The organism is Kitasatospora sp. NPDC032121, assembly GCF_055580145.1.
In genome coordinates this window covers 194,242-210,347 of record NZ_JBVILX010000014.1, presented here as the reverse complement: position 1 = coordinate 210,347, position 16,106 = coordinate 194,242, and the positions used below count along the sequence as shown (strand labels likewise).

The 16,106-nt window shown below is 74.4% G+C and carries 11 protein-coding genes and 1 pseudogene; 8 read left to right on the top strand and 4 right to left on the bottom strand.

The features are described from left to right. Positions 1–178 precede the first annotated feature (178 nt). Complete coding sequence (locus ACZ5OX_RS28870) at positions 179–835, top strand: GAP family protein (RefSeq protein WP_465634147.1); 657 nt, start codon at positions 179–181, stop codon at positions 833–835. On the opposite strand, the gene ACZ5OX_RS28865 is transcribed toward ACZ5OX_RS28870, so the two are convergent. The 3 genes from ACZ5OX_RS28865 to ACZ5OX_RS28855 are packed head-to-tail and all read right to left on the bottom strand — an operon-like array spanning position 816 to position 3,698. After that, complete coding sequence (locus ACZ5OX_RS28865; RefSeq protein ID WP_465634146.1) at positions 816–2,069, bottom strand: cytochrome P450; 1,254 nt, start codon at positions 2,067–2,069, stop codon at positions 816–818. The two genes, ACZ5OX_RS28870 and ACZ5OX_RS28865, sit on opposite strands and share 20 nt — an antisense overlap. Positions 2,070–2,082: 13 nt before the next feature. After that, on the bottom strand, positions 2,083–3,474 hold the full coding sequence (locus tag ACZ5OX_RS28860) for an NAD(P)/FAD-dependent oxidoreductase (RefSeq protein WP_465634144.1): 1,392 nt from the start codon (positions 3,472–3,474) through the stop codon (positions 2,083–2,085). Then, positions 3,471–3,698 carry a ferredoxin gene (locus ACZ5OX_RS28855; protein WP_465634142.1) on the bottom strand — a complete coding sequence of 76 codons (228 nt, stop codon included), beginning with the start codon at positions 3,696–3,698 and terminating at the stop codon, positions 3,471–3,473. The genes ACZ5OX_RS28860 and ACZ5OX_RS28855 overlap by 4 nt, the downstream gene beginning before the upstream one ends. Positions 3,699–3,938: 240 nt before the next feature. On the opposite strand from ACZ5OX_RS28855, the pseudogene ACZ5OX_RS28850 reads away from it, so the two are divergent. Then, a pseudogene (locus ACZ5OX_RS28850) lies at positions 3,939–4,053 on the top strand (sugar dehydrogenase); the annotation flags it as partial. Between the two features lie 43 nt (positions 4,054–4,096). Here the strand turns inward: ACZ5OX_RS28850 and ACZ5OX_RS28845 are convergent. Further along, positions 4,097–5,914 (bottom strand): glycoside hydrolase family 15 protein, encoded by a 1,818-nt coding sequence (locus ACZ5OX_RS28845; protein ID WP_465634193.1) that lies wholly within the window; start codon positions 5,912–5,914, stop codon positions 4,097–4,099. Positions 5,915–6,679: 765 nt separating this feature from the next. Here ACZ5OX_RS28845 and ACZ5OX_RS28840 point away from each other — a divergent pair. From ACZ5OX_RS28840 to ACZ5OX_RS28815, 6 genes are all read left to right on the top strand, one after another. Beyond that, positions 6,680–6,886: a thiazolylpeptide-type bacteriocin gene (locus ACZ5OX_RS28840; protein WP_465634141.1), complete on the top strand. Its 207-nt coding sequence runs from the start codon at positions 6,680–6,682 to the stop codon at positions 6,884–6,886. A 104-nt stretch (positions 6,887–6,990) separates the two neighbouring features. After that, complete coding sequence (locus ACZ5OX_RS28835; RefSeq protein ID WP_465634139.1) at positions 6,991–9,627, top strand: lantibiotic dehydratase; 2,637 nt, start codon at positions 6,991–6,993, stop codon at positions 9,625–9,627. Next, complete coding sequence (locus ACZ5OX_RS28830; RefSeq protein ID WP_465634138.1) at positions 9,620–10,798, top strand: lantibiotic dehydratase C-terminal domain-containing protein; 1,179 nt, start codon at positions 9,620–9,622, stop codon at positions 10,796–10,798. The genes ACZ5OX_RS28835 and ACZ5OX_RS28830 overlap by 8 nt, the downstream gene beginning before the upstream one ends. Next, entirely contained in the window at positions 10,795–12,489 is a 1,695-nt protein-coding gene (locus ACZ5OX_RS28825; protein ID WP_465634136.1) for a hypothetical protein, read from the top strand. The genes ACZ5OX_RS28830 and ACZ5OX_RS28825 overlap by 4 nt, the downstream gene beginning before the upstream one ends. After that, positions 12,486–14,414: a TOMM precursor leader peptide-binding protein gene (locus ACZ5OX_RS28820; RefSeq protein WP_465634135.1), complete on the top strand. Its 1,929-nt coding sequence runs from the start codon at positions 12,486–12,488 to the stop codon at positions 14,412–14,414. The genes ACZ5OX_RS28825 and ACZ5OX_RS28820 overlap by 4 nt, the downstream gene beginning before the upstream one ends. A gap of 56 nt (positions 14,415–14,470) precedes the next feature. Beyond that, on the top strand, positions 14,471–16,099 hold the full coding sequence (locus tag ACZ5OX_RS28815; protein ID WP_465634133.1) for a thiopeptide-type bacteriocin biosynthesis protein: 1,629 nt from the start codon (positions 14,471–14,473) through the stop codon (positions 16,097–16,099). Positions 16,100–16,106 lie beyond the last annotated feature (7 nt).

Below are 16,106 nucleotides of genomic sequence, written 5' to 3'. Positions count from 1 at the left end.
CCAGGTCACCCGTTCACCACCGGCCGATGGATGCCGGGCCCGGCACCCCTCACGATGACGAAGTGGGCTGTGCCCGTACCGGGCCCGGTCATGTCGGCTTCGAGCCGACCCGGGCAGTCCGCTCCGGACCATCCGTCTCTCTTCCCCGGAGGCCGTAGTGGGGCACGCTGTCGGTGATGTGCTGGGCCTGGCCGCGGGTATCACGGTCAGCCCGCTGCCGATCGTGGCGATCATCCTCATCCTGGCCACCCCACGGGGTCGCCTCAACGGGCTGCTGTTCGCCCTGGGCTGGGTTGTGGGGCTCGCGGCGCTCGGGGGGCTCGTGCTGGCCGTCGGCGGCACAGGAGGAGCCTCGACCCACAGGAATCCGGCCACCTGGGTCGGAGCGCTCAAGCTCGCCCTGGGCGCACTCCTTGTCGTCTTCGGCGCTCGTCAGTGGCAGCGCCGCCCCAAAGACGCCTCCCAGGCGCAGCTCCCGAAGTGGATGGCGGCGATCGACGGCTTCACTCCGATCAAGATCTTTGGCCTGGCGCTGCTGTTCTCGGCGGGCAATGTCAAGAACGCGCCCCTGACCATCGCTGCCGGCGCCTCGATCAGTTCTTCGGGGCTCCCCGTGCCGCAGCAAGTCGGAACGCTCGTGATCTTCGTGGTCATCGCTTCTCTGGGAGTGCTTGCGCCACTCGTCGTCTACCTGGTCATGGGCGAGCGCGCCAAAGGCATCCTGGGGAGCTGGCGGGACTGGGCCGCGCAGCACAACATCGCCGTCCTGGCCGTCCTGTTCTTCGTGCTCGGCCTCAAGCTCCTGGGCGACGGCATCAGCATCCTCGCCACCTGAGGCTGCCGCGCCAGTGACCGTCGCCCTGCTCGATGTGCAGATGGATCGGCCCGCGGAGAACGGGACTGCGCCGGTACGGTGGCGGGTCGGCGACGAGCCTGGGGCGGTCGAGCCGGCGTGCCAGCTCGGTCAGCGCGATCTGGGTCTCCCGCCGGGCCAGTGGGCCGCCGAAGCACAGGTGGATACCGCTGCCGAATCCCAGGTGCTGGTTGTCACGCCGGTCGGGGTCGAAGCGGTCGGGCTCGTGGAAGCGGTTCGGATCGCGGTTGCCCGAGGCCAGCATCAGCGTGATCTGCGAGCCCTTGGGGATGACGGTGTCGGCGATGGTGATGTCGCTGTACGCCGCCCGCCAGGGGATGATGTGCACGGGCGGCTCGTACCGCAGCAACTCCTCGACCAGCGGTATGACGAGGTCGGGTTCGTCGCGCAGTCGCTGCAGCACCTGCGGGTGGCGCAGCAGCGTCAGCATGCCGTTGGTGATGAGGTTGACGGTGGTCTCGTGGCCGGCGATGAGCAGCAGGTTGGCGGTGGCGACGATCTCCTCGTCGGTCATCCGCCCGTCGGGGCCGTCATCGTTCGCCAGCCGGGCGAGCAGGTCTTCGCCGGGTCGCCCGTGGCGCTGGTCCACCAGCCCACCGATGTACTGGCGCAGGTCTTTGCGGGCCTGTGTGCCCTTTTCCAGTTTTTCCTTCGGGTCGGTCTTGGGGTTGTAGTCGATCGCGTTGATGACGTCGTCCGCCCAGAGGTGGAACCGCGGCTCGTCCTCGTATGGCACGCCGAGCAAACGACAGATGACGGTCACGGGGAACGGGTAGGCGAAGTCGTCGACGAGGTCGATCTGCTCTTTGCCCGCGAAGTCGTCGATCAGGCTGCCGACGATGCCGGTCAGGTCGCCCTCCATGCCGGTCACCAGTCCCGGGGTGTGCGGGGGGCCGAAATGGCGCATCGCCATGCGCCGCAGGCGGTCGTGCGCGGGTGGGTCGAGGCTGATGAACGCCGGGGTGGTCTGCTCTTCGGCTCCGGGCGTCGGGTGCGAGAGGTTGCGGGTGTCCGAGCTCAGGTGCGGGTCGTGCAGGATGTCGGCGATCTCGCGGTAAGTGCTGATGACGTAGCTGCCGTCCTCCTGCCGTGCCACGGGCGTTTTGCGCAGTTCGGCGTACAGCGGGTACGGGTCGGCTCGGGAGGAGTGGTCGAGGATCCGTTGCAGCGTGCTGGGCGTCTCGGTCGTGGTCATCTCGCTTTCCCTCCTAGCGATGCTGGTACGCGGCCGTGACGCGGCGCTCGCTCGGGTCGTGGCCGGTGACGACCACGGTGGCGCCCTGGGCGAGCAGAGTGGGGCCGGGAAAGTCGACGGGCACCGGTTTCTCGTCGGCGGGCTGGTCGGGGGCGGGGCAGGGAGGCGGGAAGGGCGCGGCCGTCTCGATGAGTGTTTGGTAGTGGTCCAACCATTTCGCGTTGTTGAAGCTCACTGCCGCGGTGACACGGCCCCGGTAGCCGTATGCGGCGACGAAGCGGCGGTCGGGCACCGATCCCTGGGTGACGACCACCTCGTCGGCGAAGGTCGGCACGCCGACGGACTTGATGTTGACCCCGAACTGGATCGACCAGAACCGCGGGATCGACAGGTGGGGCCAGCGGTCCGCCTGGCCGCTGACCATGTTGTGCGCCGCGACCTCGGCCTGCTCCACGGCGTTGGCCCAGTGCTCCAGCGAGATGAGCCGGTACTCGTAGACCGGGTTCGGGCAGCGTGCCACGTCTCCGGCGGCGAAGACGTCGTCGGTGACCAGGCCGTTGAGGTCGAGGGCGCGGCAGCCGGTGTCGCAGGCGATGCCCCAGACCCCCGCCGCCAGCCCCGAGCCCTGCAACCACTCGGTGTTGCGAATGCCCCCGAGTGCCACGACCGCCACGTCGGCGTCGATCGTGCTGCCGTCGTCGAAGTGAGCCCGGCGCAGCCGTCCCTGCGCGTCGCCCTCCAGCCCGGTGACCCTGACACCGCAGCGCAGGTCCACGCCGTGAGCGCGCTGCACGTCCGCGGCGACCTCACCGATCATGGCGCCGAGCGCGCCGACCAGCGGCGCCGGCGCGAGTTCGGCGACGGTCACCGGGATCTGCCTTTCCCGGCAGATGGAGGCGATCTCGGAGCCGGTGAATCCCGCGCCGATGACCAGTACCCGGGAGGGTCCGGCGGCGAGTGCCCGCCGCAGGGCCGCCGCGTGCTCGCGCGTTCGCACGACGAACACGCCGTCCAGAGCCGCCTCGCTCTCGACGAACCACGGCCGGGCCCGGACCCCGGTGGAGATCAGCACCCGGTCGAAGGGCACCTCACGGCCGTCGGCGAGACGCACGTGGTTGGTCGCCAGGTCCAGCCCGCTGGCGGGCACGCCCAACAGCCACTGCGCATCGATCTCGCGGCGGCGCGGCAGCGTGGTGTTCTCGGCCGGCACCCAGCCGGTCAGTACCTGCTTGGAGAGGGGAGGCCGGTCGTAGGGCTCGCCCGTCTCGTCGCCGATCATGGTCAGCGATCCGGTGAAACCCTCGCCGCGCAGCGCCTCCGCTGCCCGCAGTCCCGCCAGGGACGCCCCGACGACCACGATGCGGCCCTCGCGTTTGAAGGCTTGCAGGTTCTCGGCGCTGGTCATGACGGCGATGCCTCCGCCCGTGCGTCCCGTCCCTCCAACCGGTCGACCAGGATCGCCTGGACGGGGCAGGCCGCCGCGGCGCGCAGCACCTGGTCGCGTCGGGCGTCGTCGGGGTTCGGGTCGTACATCAGAGCTTCCTCGCCGTGCATCCGGAACGTGTCCGGAGCGAGGAAGGCGCACTGCGCATACCCTTCGCATCGGGAAAGATCAACGACAACTCGCATCCCGACCTCCACAGGGGCTGCAAGCTGCGGGCCCGGAAGCGTGCGCCATCTCGGCGCAGGGCGCGGCAAGGCCGAGGAGAAAAGGCGTCGGCCGTTGCCCACCTCCGCGGACTGCGGGGGTGCGCGCCGCGCCCGTCGGGTCGCCGCAGAAAGAATCCGGTTGTCGCCTACGAGGCGACGGGCGGGTAGTACCGCTCAGAGATCATGACCGTCCTGCTGAGTAGCCTATCCCGTGCGCATATCGCCCGCACGGTCATCGGCCTTGCCTCGGACCTCATGGACTACGTGGTGGGCACCACCCCTCTATGTGGACGGCGGCATGACCCTCTTCCCCGGCTTCGCCACCGGAGGCTGACCGCTGGGCGACCCCGGCCGACACGCGGGACCCCGGCCGGCCCTCAGTCGCGCTGCTGATCGAGGGCGTCGTCCAGGGTGGTGGCGGCCATGATCAGCGACAGATGCGTGAAAGCCTGTGGGAAGTTGCCCAACTGCTCGCCACTGGGACCGATCTCCTCGCCGAACAGGCCGACGTGGTTGGCGTAGGTCTGCATCTTCTCGAAGGCGTAGCGCGCGGGACGGATCCGCCCGGCGCGGGCAAGAGCGTCCACGTAGAGGAACGTGCAGAGGCTGAAAGTGCCTTCGGAGCCTCGCAGACCGTCCGGGGAGGCCGCAGGGTCGTAGCGATACACGAGGCTGTCCGAAACCAGCGTGCGCTCCATCGCGTCCAGCGTTGACAGCCAGCTCACCGTTTTGGGAGCCAGGAACCCGACACGCGGAATGAGCAGCAGCGAAGCGTCGAGGACGTCGCTTCCGTAGTGCTGCACGAGGGCCTGTTCCTCCTCGTTCCAGCCTCGCTCCATCACCTGTTCGAGGATCGCGTCGCGAGCCGCGGTCCAACGAGGAGCGTCGGCGGGCCGGCTGGTCTCTCTCGCCAGGCGCAGCCCCCGGTCGAAAGCAACCCACGTCATCACCCGGCTGAAGGTGAAGTCCTTGCGCCCGCCACGGGTCTCCCAGACGCCCTCGTCGGGGCGATCCCAGGAATCAGCCAGCCAGTCCAGCGTCCGGGCGACGTTCTTCCAGCCGTGATAGCTGCCTCCCATGGCAACCTCATGCGCCTCCGACAGGCCGTACAGTGCCTCCCCGTAGATGTCCAGCTGCAGCTGATCGGCGGCCGCGTTCCCCGCACGCACCGGATACGAACCCCGGTAGCCCTCGAAGTGCGGGAGAACCTCCTCCGACAGCTCGGGATCGCCGTCGACGCGGTACATGATCTGCAGCGGCTCGCCCTCGATGCCCTGCCGGGCCTGCAGGCGGTCGCTCAGCCAGTGCGCGAACTGCGCCGCCTCCTCGGCGAAGCCCAGATCGAGCAGGGCGCGCACGGACAGGGAGCCGTCGCGGACCCAGGTGTAGCGGTAGTCCCAGTTGCGTTCACCCCCGATCTGCTCGGGCAGACCCATGGTGGCCGCGGCGACAGGCGCGCCGGTGGGCGCATAGGTGAGCAGCTTGAGCGTGATGGCCGAGCGGTGCACCATGCCCGGCCACCGGCCGCGGTAGCTGGAGTGGCGCACCCAGCGCTGCCAGAAGTCCACCACGTCCCAGAACTGCTCCATCGCGCTTTCCGGGGTGACCGGCGGCGGGCTGTCGCCATCGGACCCTCCGACGGTGAACACCACCGCGGCCACCTCACCCGGCCCCAGGGTCACCGAACCCCGCATGTCCGTACCGTCCTGCTGCAGGGGGAAGGTGCTCTGCAGACAGGCGGTGACGTTCGGTGCCCGGAAGGTGGCGGTACCGTCCTGCACGTCGAGATCGTGGGTGGCCCGGCCGTAGTCGAAGCGCGGGCGGCACTCCAGTTCGAAGTGCACGGTTCCGCGTACCGCCCGCCCACCGCGGATCAGCACATGTCTGTCCGTCGGGGTGCCGGTGCGGTCCGGTGGCATGCAGTCGAAGACCTCGCCGACGCCGTCCGGCGACATGAACCGCGTGACCAGGACTGCGGTGTCGGGGTAGTAGAGCTGCTTGCAGGTGGCGTTCCGGTCGTCCGGCGCGAAGAGGAAGTACCCACCGCGGTCGTGATCGAGTAGGGCGGCGAAGACACTGGGCGAGTCGAACCGGGGAGCCGCGAACCAGTCGACGGCTCCCCGAGACGAGATCAGGGCAGCGGTCTGCAGGTCGCCAACGAGGCCGTGGTCGGCGATGGGCGGGTAACGGTCCATGATCATCTCGCTTCCCTGTGCCCCTGCTCCCACTGTCCGCCGTGTTCGCCGGGGCCGCCACGGAATGCGGGGAACGTGGAGGTGGCCCGGCACGAACGGCTGATCGCCGAGGGCGGCTGCCGACCGGAGTTGGACCACCACCCGGGCCGGAGTTCCGGTGGAGCGTGAGGCCGGTGTCGCGAGGGGCTGGCCGGATTCGAGCGGTGCCGTTCCGGTGGCCCGGCTCTCGGGGCGCGCGTGCTCCGGCTCCGCCCCGGGGATCGGCGGGGGCACCGCGTGACGGAGGAGCCGACGGCCCGGCGCGGCTCGCCGAGCTGGCCCGTTCGACAGGACCGCGAGGGCGGGCCTCCCCGACCGGGCCTCACACCGACGGCGTGCGGGCCGGATCCGGTCGGACCGGACGACCGTACGCATGCGGGCGAACCGGGCGCCGCACCGTCCCGCCGGGGGTGCGGCCGCGGGCGGGGCCGGGAACGGATTACCGGCCAATGTCCCGGCCGTCCGGCTCGGCGGCGCCCGCCGCGACCTAGACTCGGCCCACGGGGCGGCGCGAAGGCCGGAAGAGGCGGGGGTCGCAGCGATCCGAGCCGCGTGCCCACGGGGACCGCGCACTCCGCGGCATCCGCTCGGGACTGCCGGTCGCGGCCTTGGCCCGGTACGCCCGCCCTGTCGGGGTCCGCCCTCGTACGCTCAGTCCAACTCGCTCCAAAACGTGCCGAATTGACGACGCGTCACCATCATCATTTCGAGAACCGGGAGACCTCCATGTCCGAACAGCTGCAGGACGCCCTCGCGCTCGACGACCTCGACCTGGGCGAGCTGACCGTCACCGCGCTGCGTGACAGCATCGCGCTGCCGGAGGGTGGCGCCTCCAGCAGCCCCGCCTCCAGCTCCTGCAACTCCTCCTCCAACACCAGCATCGTCCACCCGCCGGCGACCAGCGTCCTCCACCCGTCGGCGTCGGCCGTCTGAGGATCGTGCGACTGAACCGCTGAACCACCCACGGGACCCGGCGCGTTCCGGTGCGGACGCGCCGGGTTCCTCCCCGTCCGCCCGCCCATCGGAGGTCCTCCGCCGTGCCCAACCGTGCCCCGGCCCCGGCCGCATCGGCACCCGCGCCACCGGTCACCGCGGCCTACGCGCTGGTGCGCGCCACGGTGCTGACCCGGGCCGCGCAGTCCGCCCCGTCCGGCCTCGTACGGGACCTGCTGGCCCGGCTCACCGCCGTGGAGGCCGCCGACGCCGCTCTGCGGCCCGCCCTCGGCGACGATCTGTACGCCAGCCGGGCCGAACACGGCGAGGAGTTCCACCGGCGGGTCGTGCTCCCGCTGCGCCGGGCCCTGCACAGCGGCCGTGCGCCGCGCCCCGCGCTGCTCGACCGGCTCGCGGACCTGCCCGTGCGGGTCCCCCGGCTCGCGGACTGGCTGGAGCTGAGACGGCGACACGCCCTGCTGCTGGCCGAGCTCACGGCGGCGGTGCCGCCGGCACTGGCGGCCGAACGGGCCGCGCTGGCCGAGGTGTGTCGCGAGCCCGCATTCCGGCGCGCCGTCGCCCTGGGCAGCGCCGACCTGCTGCGCGCGGTGGTCAACGCCTCGGAGGCGAACCCGGAACGGGGCGGCAGGGCACACAAGGAGGAGGCCGCCGTCCTGCGCCACGCGCTGCGGGCGACCGGCAAGACGAGCCCGCTGTCCTGGTTCACGGCGGTCGGCTGGGCCTCGGACGAGCTGCGCGGGAACGGGACGCAGAGCGCCCCGCGCGCGGTCGTCCGGGAGAACCGGGCCCTCGTCGCAGCGCTGGTCGACGCCCTGCTCGACGAACCCCGGCGCGGCCGGAGCCTGCCGCACCGGATGACCAGCGCCGCCCGCGTCGACGCCGGGCGGGCCCACTACCGGCGCACCCGGGCGGTGTTCGTCGGGGGCCGCTACCTCGTCGCCCGCGAGGACGAGGTCGAACTCGGCGCCCGGCCGGAACTGGCGGTGATGGCCTCCCTCACCGAGACCCCCGACCCACCGGGCCGACTCGCCGCACGGCTCGCCGAGGCCCTCGGGCGCCCCGGCGAGGACCCGGCGGTACGGCGCTTCGTCGACCGGCTCCTCGACGCCGGGCTCCTGGTGCCGACCGAGCCGGTGGACCCGCAGGGCCCGGAGCCGCTGCGACGGCTCGCCGACTGGCTCCATCAGTGGCCGCAGGACACCGAGTTGGCCCGCAGGGTGCGCAAACTCGCCGACGACACGGCCGCGTACCCGGCCGAGCCCGCCGAGCGCCGGCCGGCCGCGCTCCGCGCCCTGGCGGCCGACTGGCGCCAGGTGCTCGCCGACGCGGGCCGGCCCGTCCCCGAGGAGCCCGCATCGCTCAACGTCCTCAGCGAGGACGTCCACGCGCCCGCACCGCCGCAGCCGCGGCTGGGCGCCGCCGACCGCGCCGCGCTCGCCGAACTCACGGCAGTGGCCGAGCTGTTCGACCACGGCCACCTGACCCGCCGGGACGCCCGGGACCGCTTCGTGGCCCGGTACGGCGTCGGCGGCGTCTGCTCCACGCCGTGGGAGTTCGGCGACGACGCCGGCGACGTCTGGGCGGATGTCCGGGTTCCCGAGGAACTCGCTTCCCTGCGGAAGGAGTTCATCGACCTCCCCGAGGTGGACGGCGAGATCGTGCTACCGGCCGACCGGGTGCGCGCACTGGCCGAGCGGCTGCCCGACTGGACGGCCGCCCGGCCGCTCAGCTACTCCTGGTTCGTCCAACGGGAGCCGGCCGAGGGCCTGTTGTGCATCAACCACGTCTACTACGGCTGGGGGCGCTTCACCAGCCGCTTCCTCGACGCCACCGCCCCACAGGCCGCGGCCGAGGTCGCCCGGCAGATCCGCGCCGGGCTCGACGAGGGCGCGCGGGCCGCCCAGATCCGCCCGCTGGGCGGCTTCAACGCCAACCTGCACCCGCTGCTGGTCGCCGACGAGATCGGGCCCGACCGTCGCTGGTCCAGCCTCGCCGAGGCCGACCTCGACCTGGTCCACGACGTGGACACCGACCAGCTCAGGGTCCGCCTGCGCTCCACCGGCGAGTACCTCGACGTCCTCTACCTGGGCTTCCTCTCCCCGATCATGCTTCCGCGGCGGCTCGCGCCCCTCCTCTGCGACCACTCGAACGGCATCGTGGGCTTCCACCCGCTGCTGCCCCGCACGCCCCTGCCCGCCCCCGGCGGCACCGTCACCCACACGCCGCGGCTGCGCCACCGGCACGTCGTCCTCGCCCGCCGCCGCTGGCACCTCCCGTCCGAGGTCCTCGGCGCCCTGCGGGCCGAACTCGGCGCCGATCCCGGCCCGCACGGCGTCCCCGTCGCGACCGTCGCCCGCTGGCGCGCCCGCCTCGGCCTGCCCGAACAGCTCTTCCTCCACCCCGCGCCGGCCCCGGGCCCGGAGACCACGGCCTCCGAGGCCATCCTCATCCAGCTCCGCGCGCCCAAGCCCCAGCCCGTCGACCTCGGCAACCCGCTCCACCTCCGGCACCTGGGCCGGTGGCTCGGCCGCCACCCGGACGGCGTCCTGCTGGAGGAGGCCCTGCCCGCCATCGGCGGACGGGCGGAACCGACCCGGACGGTCGAACTCGTCACGGAGACCTACCGTCCGGCCCGCCGCCCGGCCACCGCCCCGCCCGCACCCCTGCCCGTCCCCCGCCCGCTCCACCGGCGCGGAGCCGAGGAGTCGCCCCATGAGTGAGCCGATGACGAACGATCCGACCGACCACCCCGCGGCCGCGACCGCTGTGGACGTGACCCTGTACCACTACCAGCCCGACAAGGCGCGCGCCCTTCGTGAGGCCGTCCTGCCGCTGGCGCGGCGTGCGGCGGCGGGCGGGCTGAACGCCCACGTCGAGCGGCACTGGCGGTTCGGGCCGCACCTGCGGTTGCGGCTGGAGGGACCGGCCGAGCGGGTGGCCGTCGTGGCGCGGGAGTCCGCCGAGGAGCTGCGGGCGTGGTCGGCCGCGCACCCGTCCGTCGCCGACCGCACGGAGGAGCAGCTGCTCGCCGAGGCCGTCGTCGCCGGGCGGGCCGAGCTGATCGCGCCGCCGTACGGCCCGCTGGTGCCGGACAACACCGTCCGGGTCACGCCCTCCGACCCGGCCGCGACCGCCTCCGTGCACGCGCTGCTCGGAGCCGAACCAGCCGCCCTGCGCGACGAGTTGATGCGGCTCGGGCTGCCCGCGATCACGTCGGCCTGTGAGTTCCTCGGGGAGCACGGCGACACGGCTCAGGCCCGGGTGCAGCTGGTGGTCACGGCACTGGCGGCGCACGCGAGCACGCACACGGACGGGCTGGTCGGCGGGCACTACTCCTTCCTCTCCCATCTGGAGGACTTCCTCGCCCACGAGGACCCGGACGGCCGGCTGCGCTCCGCCTTCGAGCAGCGCTGGGAGCGCGGCGGTCCCGCGGCCACGGAACTGGTCGGCCGCATCGCGGCCGGGGGTGCGCGCGGCTGGGAGCAGGACTGGGCGCACTGGTCGGCCACGGCCTGGAACCGGGCGGAGCGGCTGCTGGCGGCCGGTGCGGACCTGTCCGGCCGCGGCGAGGAGTACCGGGCCCGCGCGGCCGCCCTCGGCGACCGGGCCACCGCCGAACGCTGGGACTTCGAACTGCGCACCCGTTACAGCGAGTTCCACCGGATGGTGACGCGCAGCGATCCCACCGGGACGCTGTTCGACCGCGCCGACTACCTGGTCTACCGGACCAGTACCAACGCCCTGTACCGGCTCTTCGCGGTCTGCGGCGTCCGCCCGGTGGAACGCTATCTGGCCGCCCACCTCGTCGTGCGCAGCGTGCCCGAGCTCACCGGGCACCGGTGGCGGGACTACCTCGGCCAGATGATCGCCCGGGTCGAGGGGGCGGCGTGACGGCCGAACCGGTCACCGGGCGCACCCGGTTGCGTCCGGGCGTGGCGGTGACCCCGCTGCTGGAGGGGCTGCACCTGCGCGGGCGCGGCACCAGCCTCACCCTGGAGGGCAGCCGCTCGCTGCCGGCGCTGTGGGAAGTCCTGTCGACGCGGCTCGGCGCCGGTGCGCAGGCCGCGGCGGAGGCCGGGCGCCCGAGGACGGAGGCGGCGCTGGTGACCGTCACCGCCCACCTGCGTGAGCACGGCCTGCTGGTCGACCACCCCGACGGCGCGGAACCGCCGCCCTGGCCGGGCTCGGTGGCCGAACGCCCGGGGGACGCGGCGAGGGCGCTCGCCGCCGCGAGCCCGGTCGTGGCCTCGGCGGACCCGGACGGCGAACCGGCCCGCGCGGTGGCGCGCGCCCTGGCCCGGGGCGGGGCGGAACCGGTCGTCACCGGGGCCGCGCTGCCCGCCGGACAGGTGCTGGTCGTCGCGGGTGATCCACCCGTGGCGGTCGGCATGCAGTGCGAAGCGGACGGCGGTTTCGTCACCGCGCCCGCCGATCCGGACCGCACCCGCGCGGACCTCGCCGCGATCGCGGACCGCCTGCGCTCCGGCCCCGGCCCGAGCGGCGGTCCCGGCCCGAGCGGCGGTCCCGGCCCGAGCGGCGGCCCCGGCCCGAGCGGCGGCGGTTCCACGCCGAGGACGCTCCCGCTGCTGCTCGCCGCCGCGACGGCCCAGCGCCTGCTCTGCGCCGTCGCCGGGCTGCCGAACCCGGGCGACCCGGACGACGACCCCCGGCTGCTCGCCGGTCGGCCCTCCGTCCTCGTCGCCCGGGCCCGCCCGCCCCGCGCCGAGCACCACCCCTGGGCGGCGGCGCCCGGGCCCGCGGCCGAGCCGCCCGCGGACCTCGAAACGGCGCTGCGCCGCGCCGCCGCGCTCGGCGACCCGCTGCTCGGCGTGCTCGACGCTCCCTCCCCCGGCGAACTTCCGCAGTCGCCCGTCGCCCTGGCCGCCTGCCGCACACCGTCCGGGGCCCTGGTGGCCGGGGCCGCCCGCGCCGACCTCGCGCGGCTGGCGGGTGCCCTGCGATCCGCCGAACTCCACCTCGCGGCCGCCGATCCGGGAGTCGCGGCGACGGTCGGCGCCGACCCGGGGCACGCCCTCGGCCGGGCCCTGCGGCGCGCCGCCCTCGCCGTCCCCGGCGGCGGTGAGGCGCTGTCCGAGGCGGTGTGGCGGGAGCATCCCCAGGCCGCGCACTGGGTGGCGGCGCTGGCGCGGCGCCTCGGCCGTGACGCCGGCGTCACGGTCCGCCGACTCGCCGGTCACGCCTTCCTGGCCACCGTGGAAGGAGCCCGGGCCGTCGAGGCCGGGCCCGCCGACGCGGTGTCCGTCGCCGCCCTGGGCGCCCTCACCCGGCTGACGGTCCGTGGCCTCGGCCTGTCCGCCGCCCACCTCACCACTCCCAGCGGCGCCGTCGCCCCGCTGGCCGCCGCCGGGCAGCAGCTGCCCGCCTGGGTGGAGGAGGGCTGGACGATCCGCTGGCTCGCCGGACTCGCCGACCGGGAACCGGACCTGCGGGCCGCACTGGACCGCCTGACCGGCCTGCGCACCGCCCCCTGGAGGCCCGGCACCCGCGCCGCCCGCCCCCTGGCCGACGCCCTGGAGGGCTGCGGCTTCACCGTCGTCGTACCCGCGGGACACGACCGATGACCGACCTCCCCGTTCTCGACCCCGACCAGGCCCTGGCGCTCACGAGCGGCACCGCCGTCGTCCACCTCACCAGCTGGACCCTCGGCCTGGCCGAACGCCTCAGCCGCCACGCGCTGGCGCACCCCGTCCGCCTGGTGCCCGTGCGCGAGGACGGCGCGCTGACCGTCATCGGGCCCGTCCTCCACCGTGGTTCGCCCGCCTGCCTCAGCTGCACCGAGTACCAGCGCCTCGCCACCGCCGGCGGCCGGGTGCCCTGGCAGAGCCCGGTCCTGGCCCTCGCGGGCACCGGCACCCCGGCCTTCTCCGAGGCGGTGGTCGCCCTCGCGGCCGACCTGGCCGAGGCCGCCGCCGGGCCGGGCGGCGACGGGCCGGGCGGCGACGGGCCGGGCGGCGACGGGTCCCCCGAGGCCGCGAGCCACGCCACCGTCCACCTGGTCCACGGCGACCGCGCCACCTGGTCCACCCACCGGGTCCGCCCGGTCGGCGGCTGCCCCGTCTGCCACCCGCTGCCCGAGGACACGCCCGACGCCGCCCGCCTGCCCTCCGAGCCGCTCCCCCTACCCGACCCCGCGGTACTGCGCGGCGCCAACGGCCGTACGACCGCCGAGCGGCTGCGGGCCGAACTCCACGACGAACGCTTCGGCCCGGTCCGCAGCCTCTACCGCACCGAGGACTCGGCCTTCGCCCTCACCACCGCCCTGGTCACCGACGGCCGCCTGGAGGACGACGGCGGATACGGGCGGGCGGTGGACTTCCGCTCCAGCGAGCGCGTGGCCCTGTTCGAGAGCGTGGAGCGCCTCGCGGGGATGCGCCCGCTCGGCCGCCGCGGCACCCTGCGGTCCTCCTACGCCGACCTGGTGGCCGAGCACGGGCCCGGAGCCGTCCTCGACCCCGTCCGGCTCGGCCTGCCCGACCCCGGCGACCACCCCGCGCGCACCACCGTCCCGTACACCCCGGACCTGGTGCTCGACTGGGTGCACGGATGGTCCCTCACCCACGACCGCCCGATCGCCGTCCCCGAGCACCTCGCCTACTGGGACCCGCCGGGCCGCGACCGCCCCCGCGTGGCGCACGAGACCTCCAACGGCTGCGGGCTGGGCAACAGCCCTCAGGAAGCCGCGCTCTACGGCCTGTTCGAGGTCGCCGAACGCGACGCCTTCCTGATGGCCTGGTACGCGCGCACCCCACTGCCCGCCGTCGCCGTCCCCACCGAGGACCGGGAGACGGCCGACCTCGCCGACCGCGCCCACCTGCTCGGCTACCGGCTCACCCTGCTCGACGCCACCGACGACCTCGGCATCCCCGCCGTGATCGCCGTCTGCCGCTACCGGGGCACGCAGCCCGACGCCCCGCGCGTCCTGCTCGCCGCCGGCGCCCACCACGACCCGAGGACGGCGATCCGCTCCGCCGTCGCCGAGGTGGTCACCAACGTCCAGGACGCCCCCCGCCGCTCCACCGCCCCCGGCGGCGCACGCGACCCGCGGCGCCTGCGGGCGATGCTGGAGCGGCCGGAGCTGGTGGCCGTGCTGGACGACCACGTCGGCCTCAACACCCTGCCCGAGGCTCAGCCGCGCCTGGACTTCCTGTTCGCGGGCCCGCCCCCCGTGCCCTGGCAGGAGCGCTGGCCCGCCGCCCCCGAGCCGGTGAGCGACCTCACGGGACTGCTGGGGCGCACGGTCGACCGACTCGCCGGGGAGGGCCTGGAAGTGGTGGTGATCCGCCAGGACGAACCGGGGGTACGCGACCGGCTCGGACTGTACTGCGTCAAGGTGATCGTTCCCGGAACGCTCCCGATGACCTTCGGCGAGGCCAACCGGCGCACCCACGGCCTGCCGCGCCTGCTGGACGTCCCGTACCGCCTCGGCCGCACCCCGCGCCCGCTGCGCCACGACGAACTGCCGCTGCACCCGCACCCGTTCCCGTAGCCCCTCGGCCCGCCCCGTTCCGCCCCGATTCCCCCCTGCCGTCCGGGAAGGACGCGATGACGACCCGACAGCCACCGGCCGCCCCCTGGCACAGCCTGCACCTCACCCTGCCGCTGCCCGCACACGGGACCGACGCCTTCGTCACGGCGGACCTCGCGCCGCTGATGGACGAACTCGCGGGCGAGGACTGGTTCTTCATCCGCTACGGCGAGGGCGGGCCGCACCTGCGCGTGCGCTTCAGGGGGGCGCACGCGCACCCCGGCGCCCTGGCCGGCGAGCTCACCCGGCTCGCGTCCCTGCACACTCCGCCCGACGGCCCGTGGACGGCCCGCCACGGGGAGGTCACCGCCGTCCCGTACGAACCCGAGACCGAACGCTACGGCGGTCCCGCGCTGCTGCCGATCGCCGAGGAACTCTTCACCCGCTCCACCCGCACGGCCGTCCACGCCCTGCGCTCCCTCGACGCCTCCCCCGGCGCCCGGCTGCCCCTCGCCCTGGACCTGGCGCACACCACCGCCCACGCCCTGGGACTCGACGAGTTGGCCGCCGCCCGCTGGCTGCGGCGCCACTCCGCCTCCTGGCGCTGGGTGACGGACTTCCGGCCGCTGCCCGGGCTCGCGGTGCACAGCAAGGTGAACGCGGTGTTCGCCCGGCAGCGGCAGGCCCTCGCGCACAGGGCCGGAGCCCTGCGGAAGGCACTCGACGCCGGGACGGCCACGTCCTGGCTCACCGACTGGTCGGCCGCCGTCGCCGACGCCGACGCCCGGATGCGGGCCACCGCGCCGGACGGGGCCGAGGAGCGGCTGCGCTGGGTGTGGGCCTCACAGCTGCACATGCTGTTCAACCGCCTGGGGATCGGGCCCGACGAGGAGCGGGCCGTCTGCCGGCTCGCCGGCCGAACGCTCCTGGAGACCGACCGGCCCTTCACCTTCTTCCCCGACGACCGGCGCGCCCCGGACCTCCAGTACCTGGAGGACAGCAAGTTCCAGGTCGGACGCCCCGAGGACACCGCGCTGCCGGACGTGCCGCCCGCCGAGCCCCCGCGGCCGTGGCCCGGCGACCTGCCCCTGTCCGCCGACCCGCTGCCGACCGTCACCCTCGCCGACGCGCTGCGCACGCGCCGCTCCACGCGGGGCCGGCTGACCGGTCCGCTCACCGCCGGTCAACTGGGCGGCCTGCTCTGGTCCGCGTACGCGCCGGACGGCGGCTCGGGCCACCGCCCCTACCCCAGCGCGGGCGCCATGCACGCCGCCCGGGTCCGACTGGTCGCCCTCGCCGTCGACGGCCTGCCCTCCGGCACCTACCAGTGCGTGCCGGCGCTGCGCTCCCTGCGCCCGATCGGCCCGGCGCCCGATCCGGACCAGCTCCGAGCACTGTCCTACTACCTCACCCTCCCCGACTCGGACCCGCAGCACATCGCCGTCGACGAGGCCCCCGCCGTCCTCGCCCTGCACCTGGACCTCGCCCACCTGCGCCGCCGCTACGGCCTGCGTGCGCTGCGCCTCGGGCTCGTCGAGACCGGGCACCTGGCCCAGAACCTCCTCCTCACCGCCGCCGCCTTCGGCCTCGGCACCACCCCCCTCGGCGGCCTCTACGACGACCTCGCCCACGAACTCCTCGGCCTCGACGACCTGGACGAGCCGATCCAGTACCTGCTGCCGCTGGGCCGCCCGGCGACGGCCTGACGCGCTC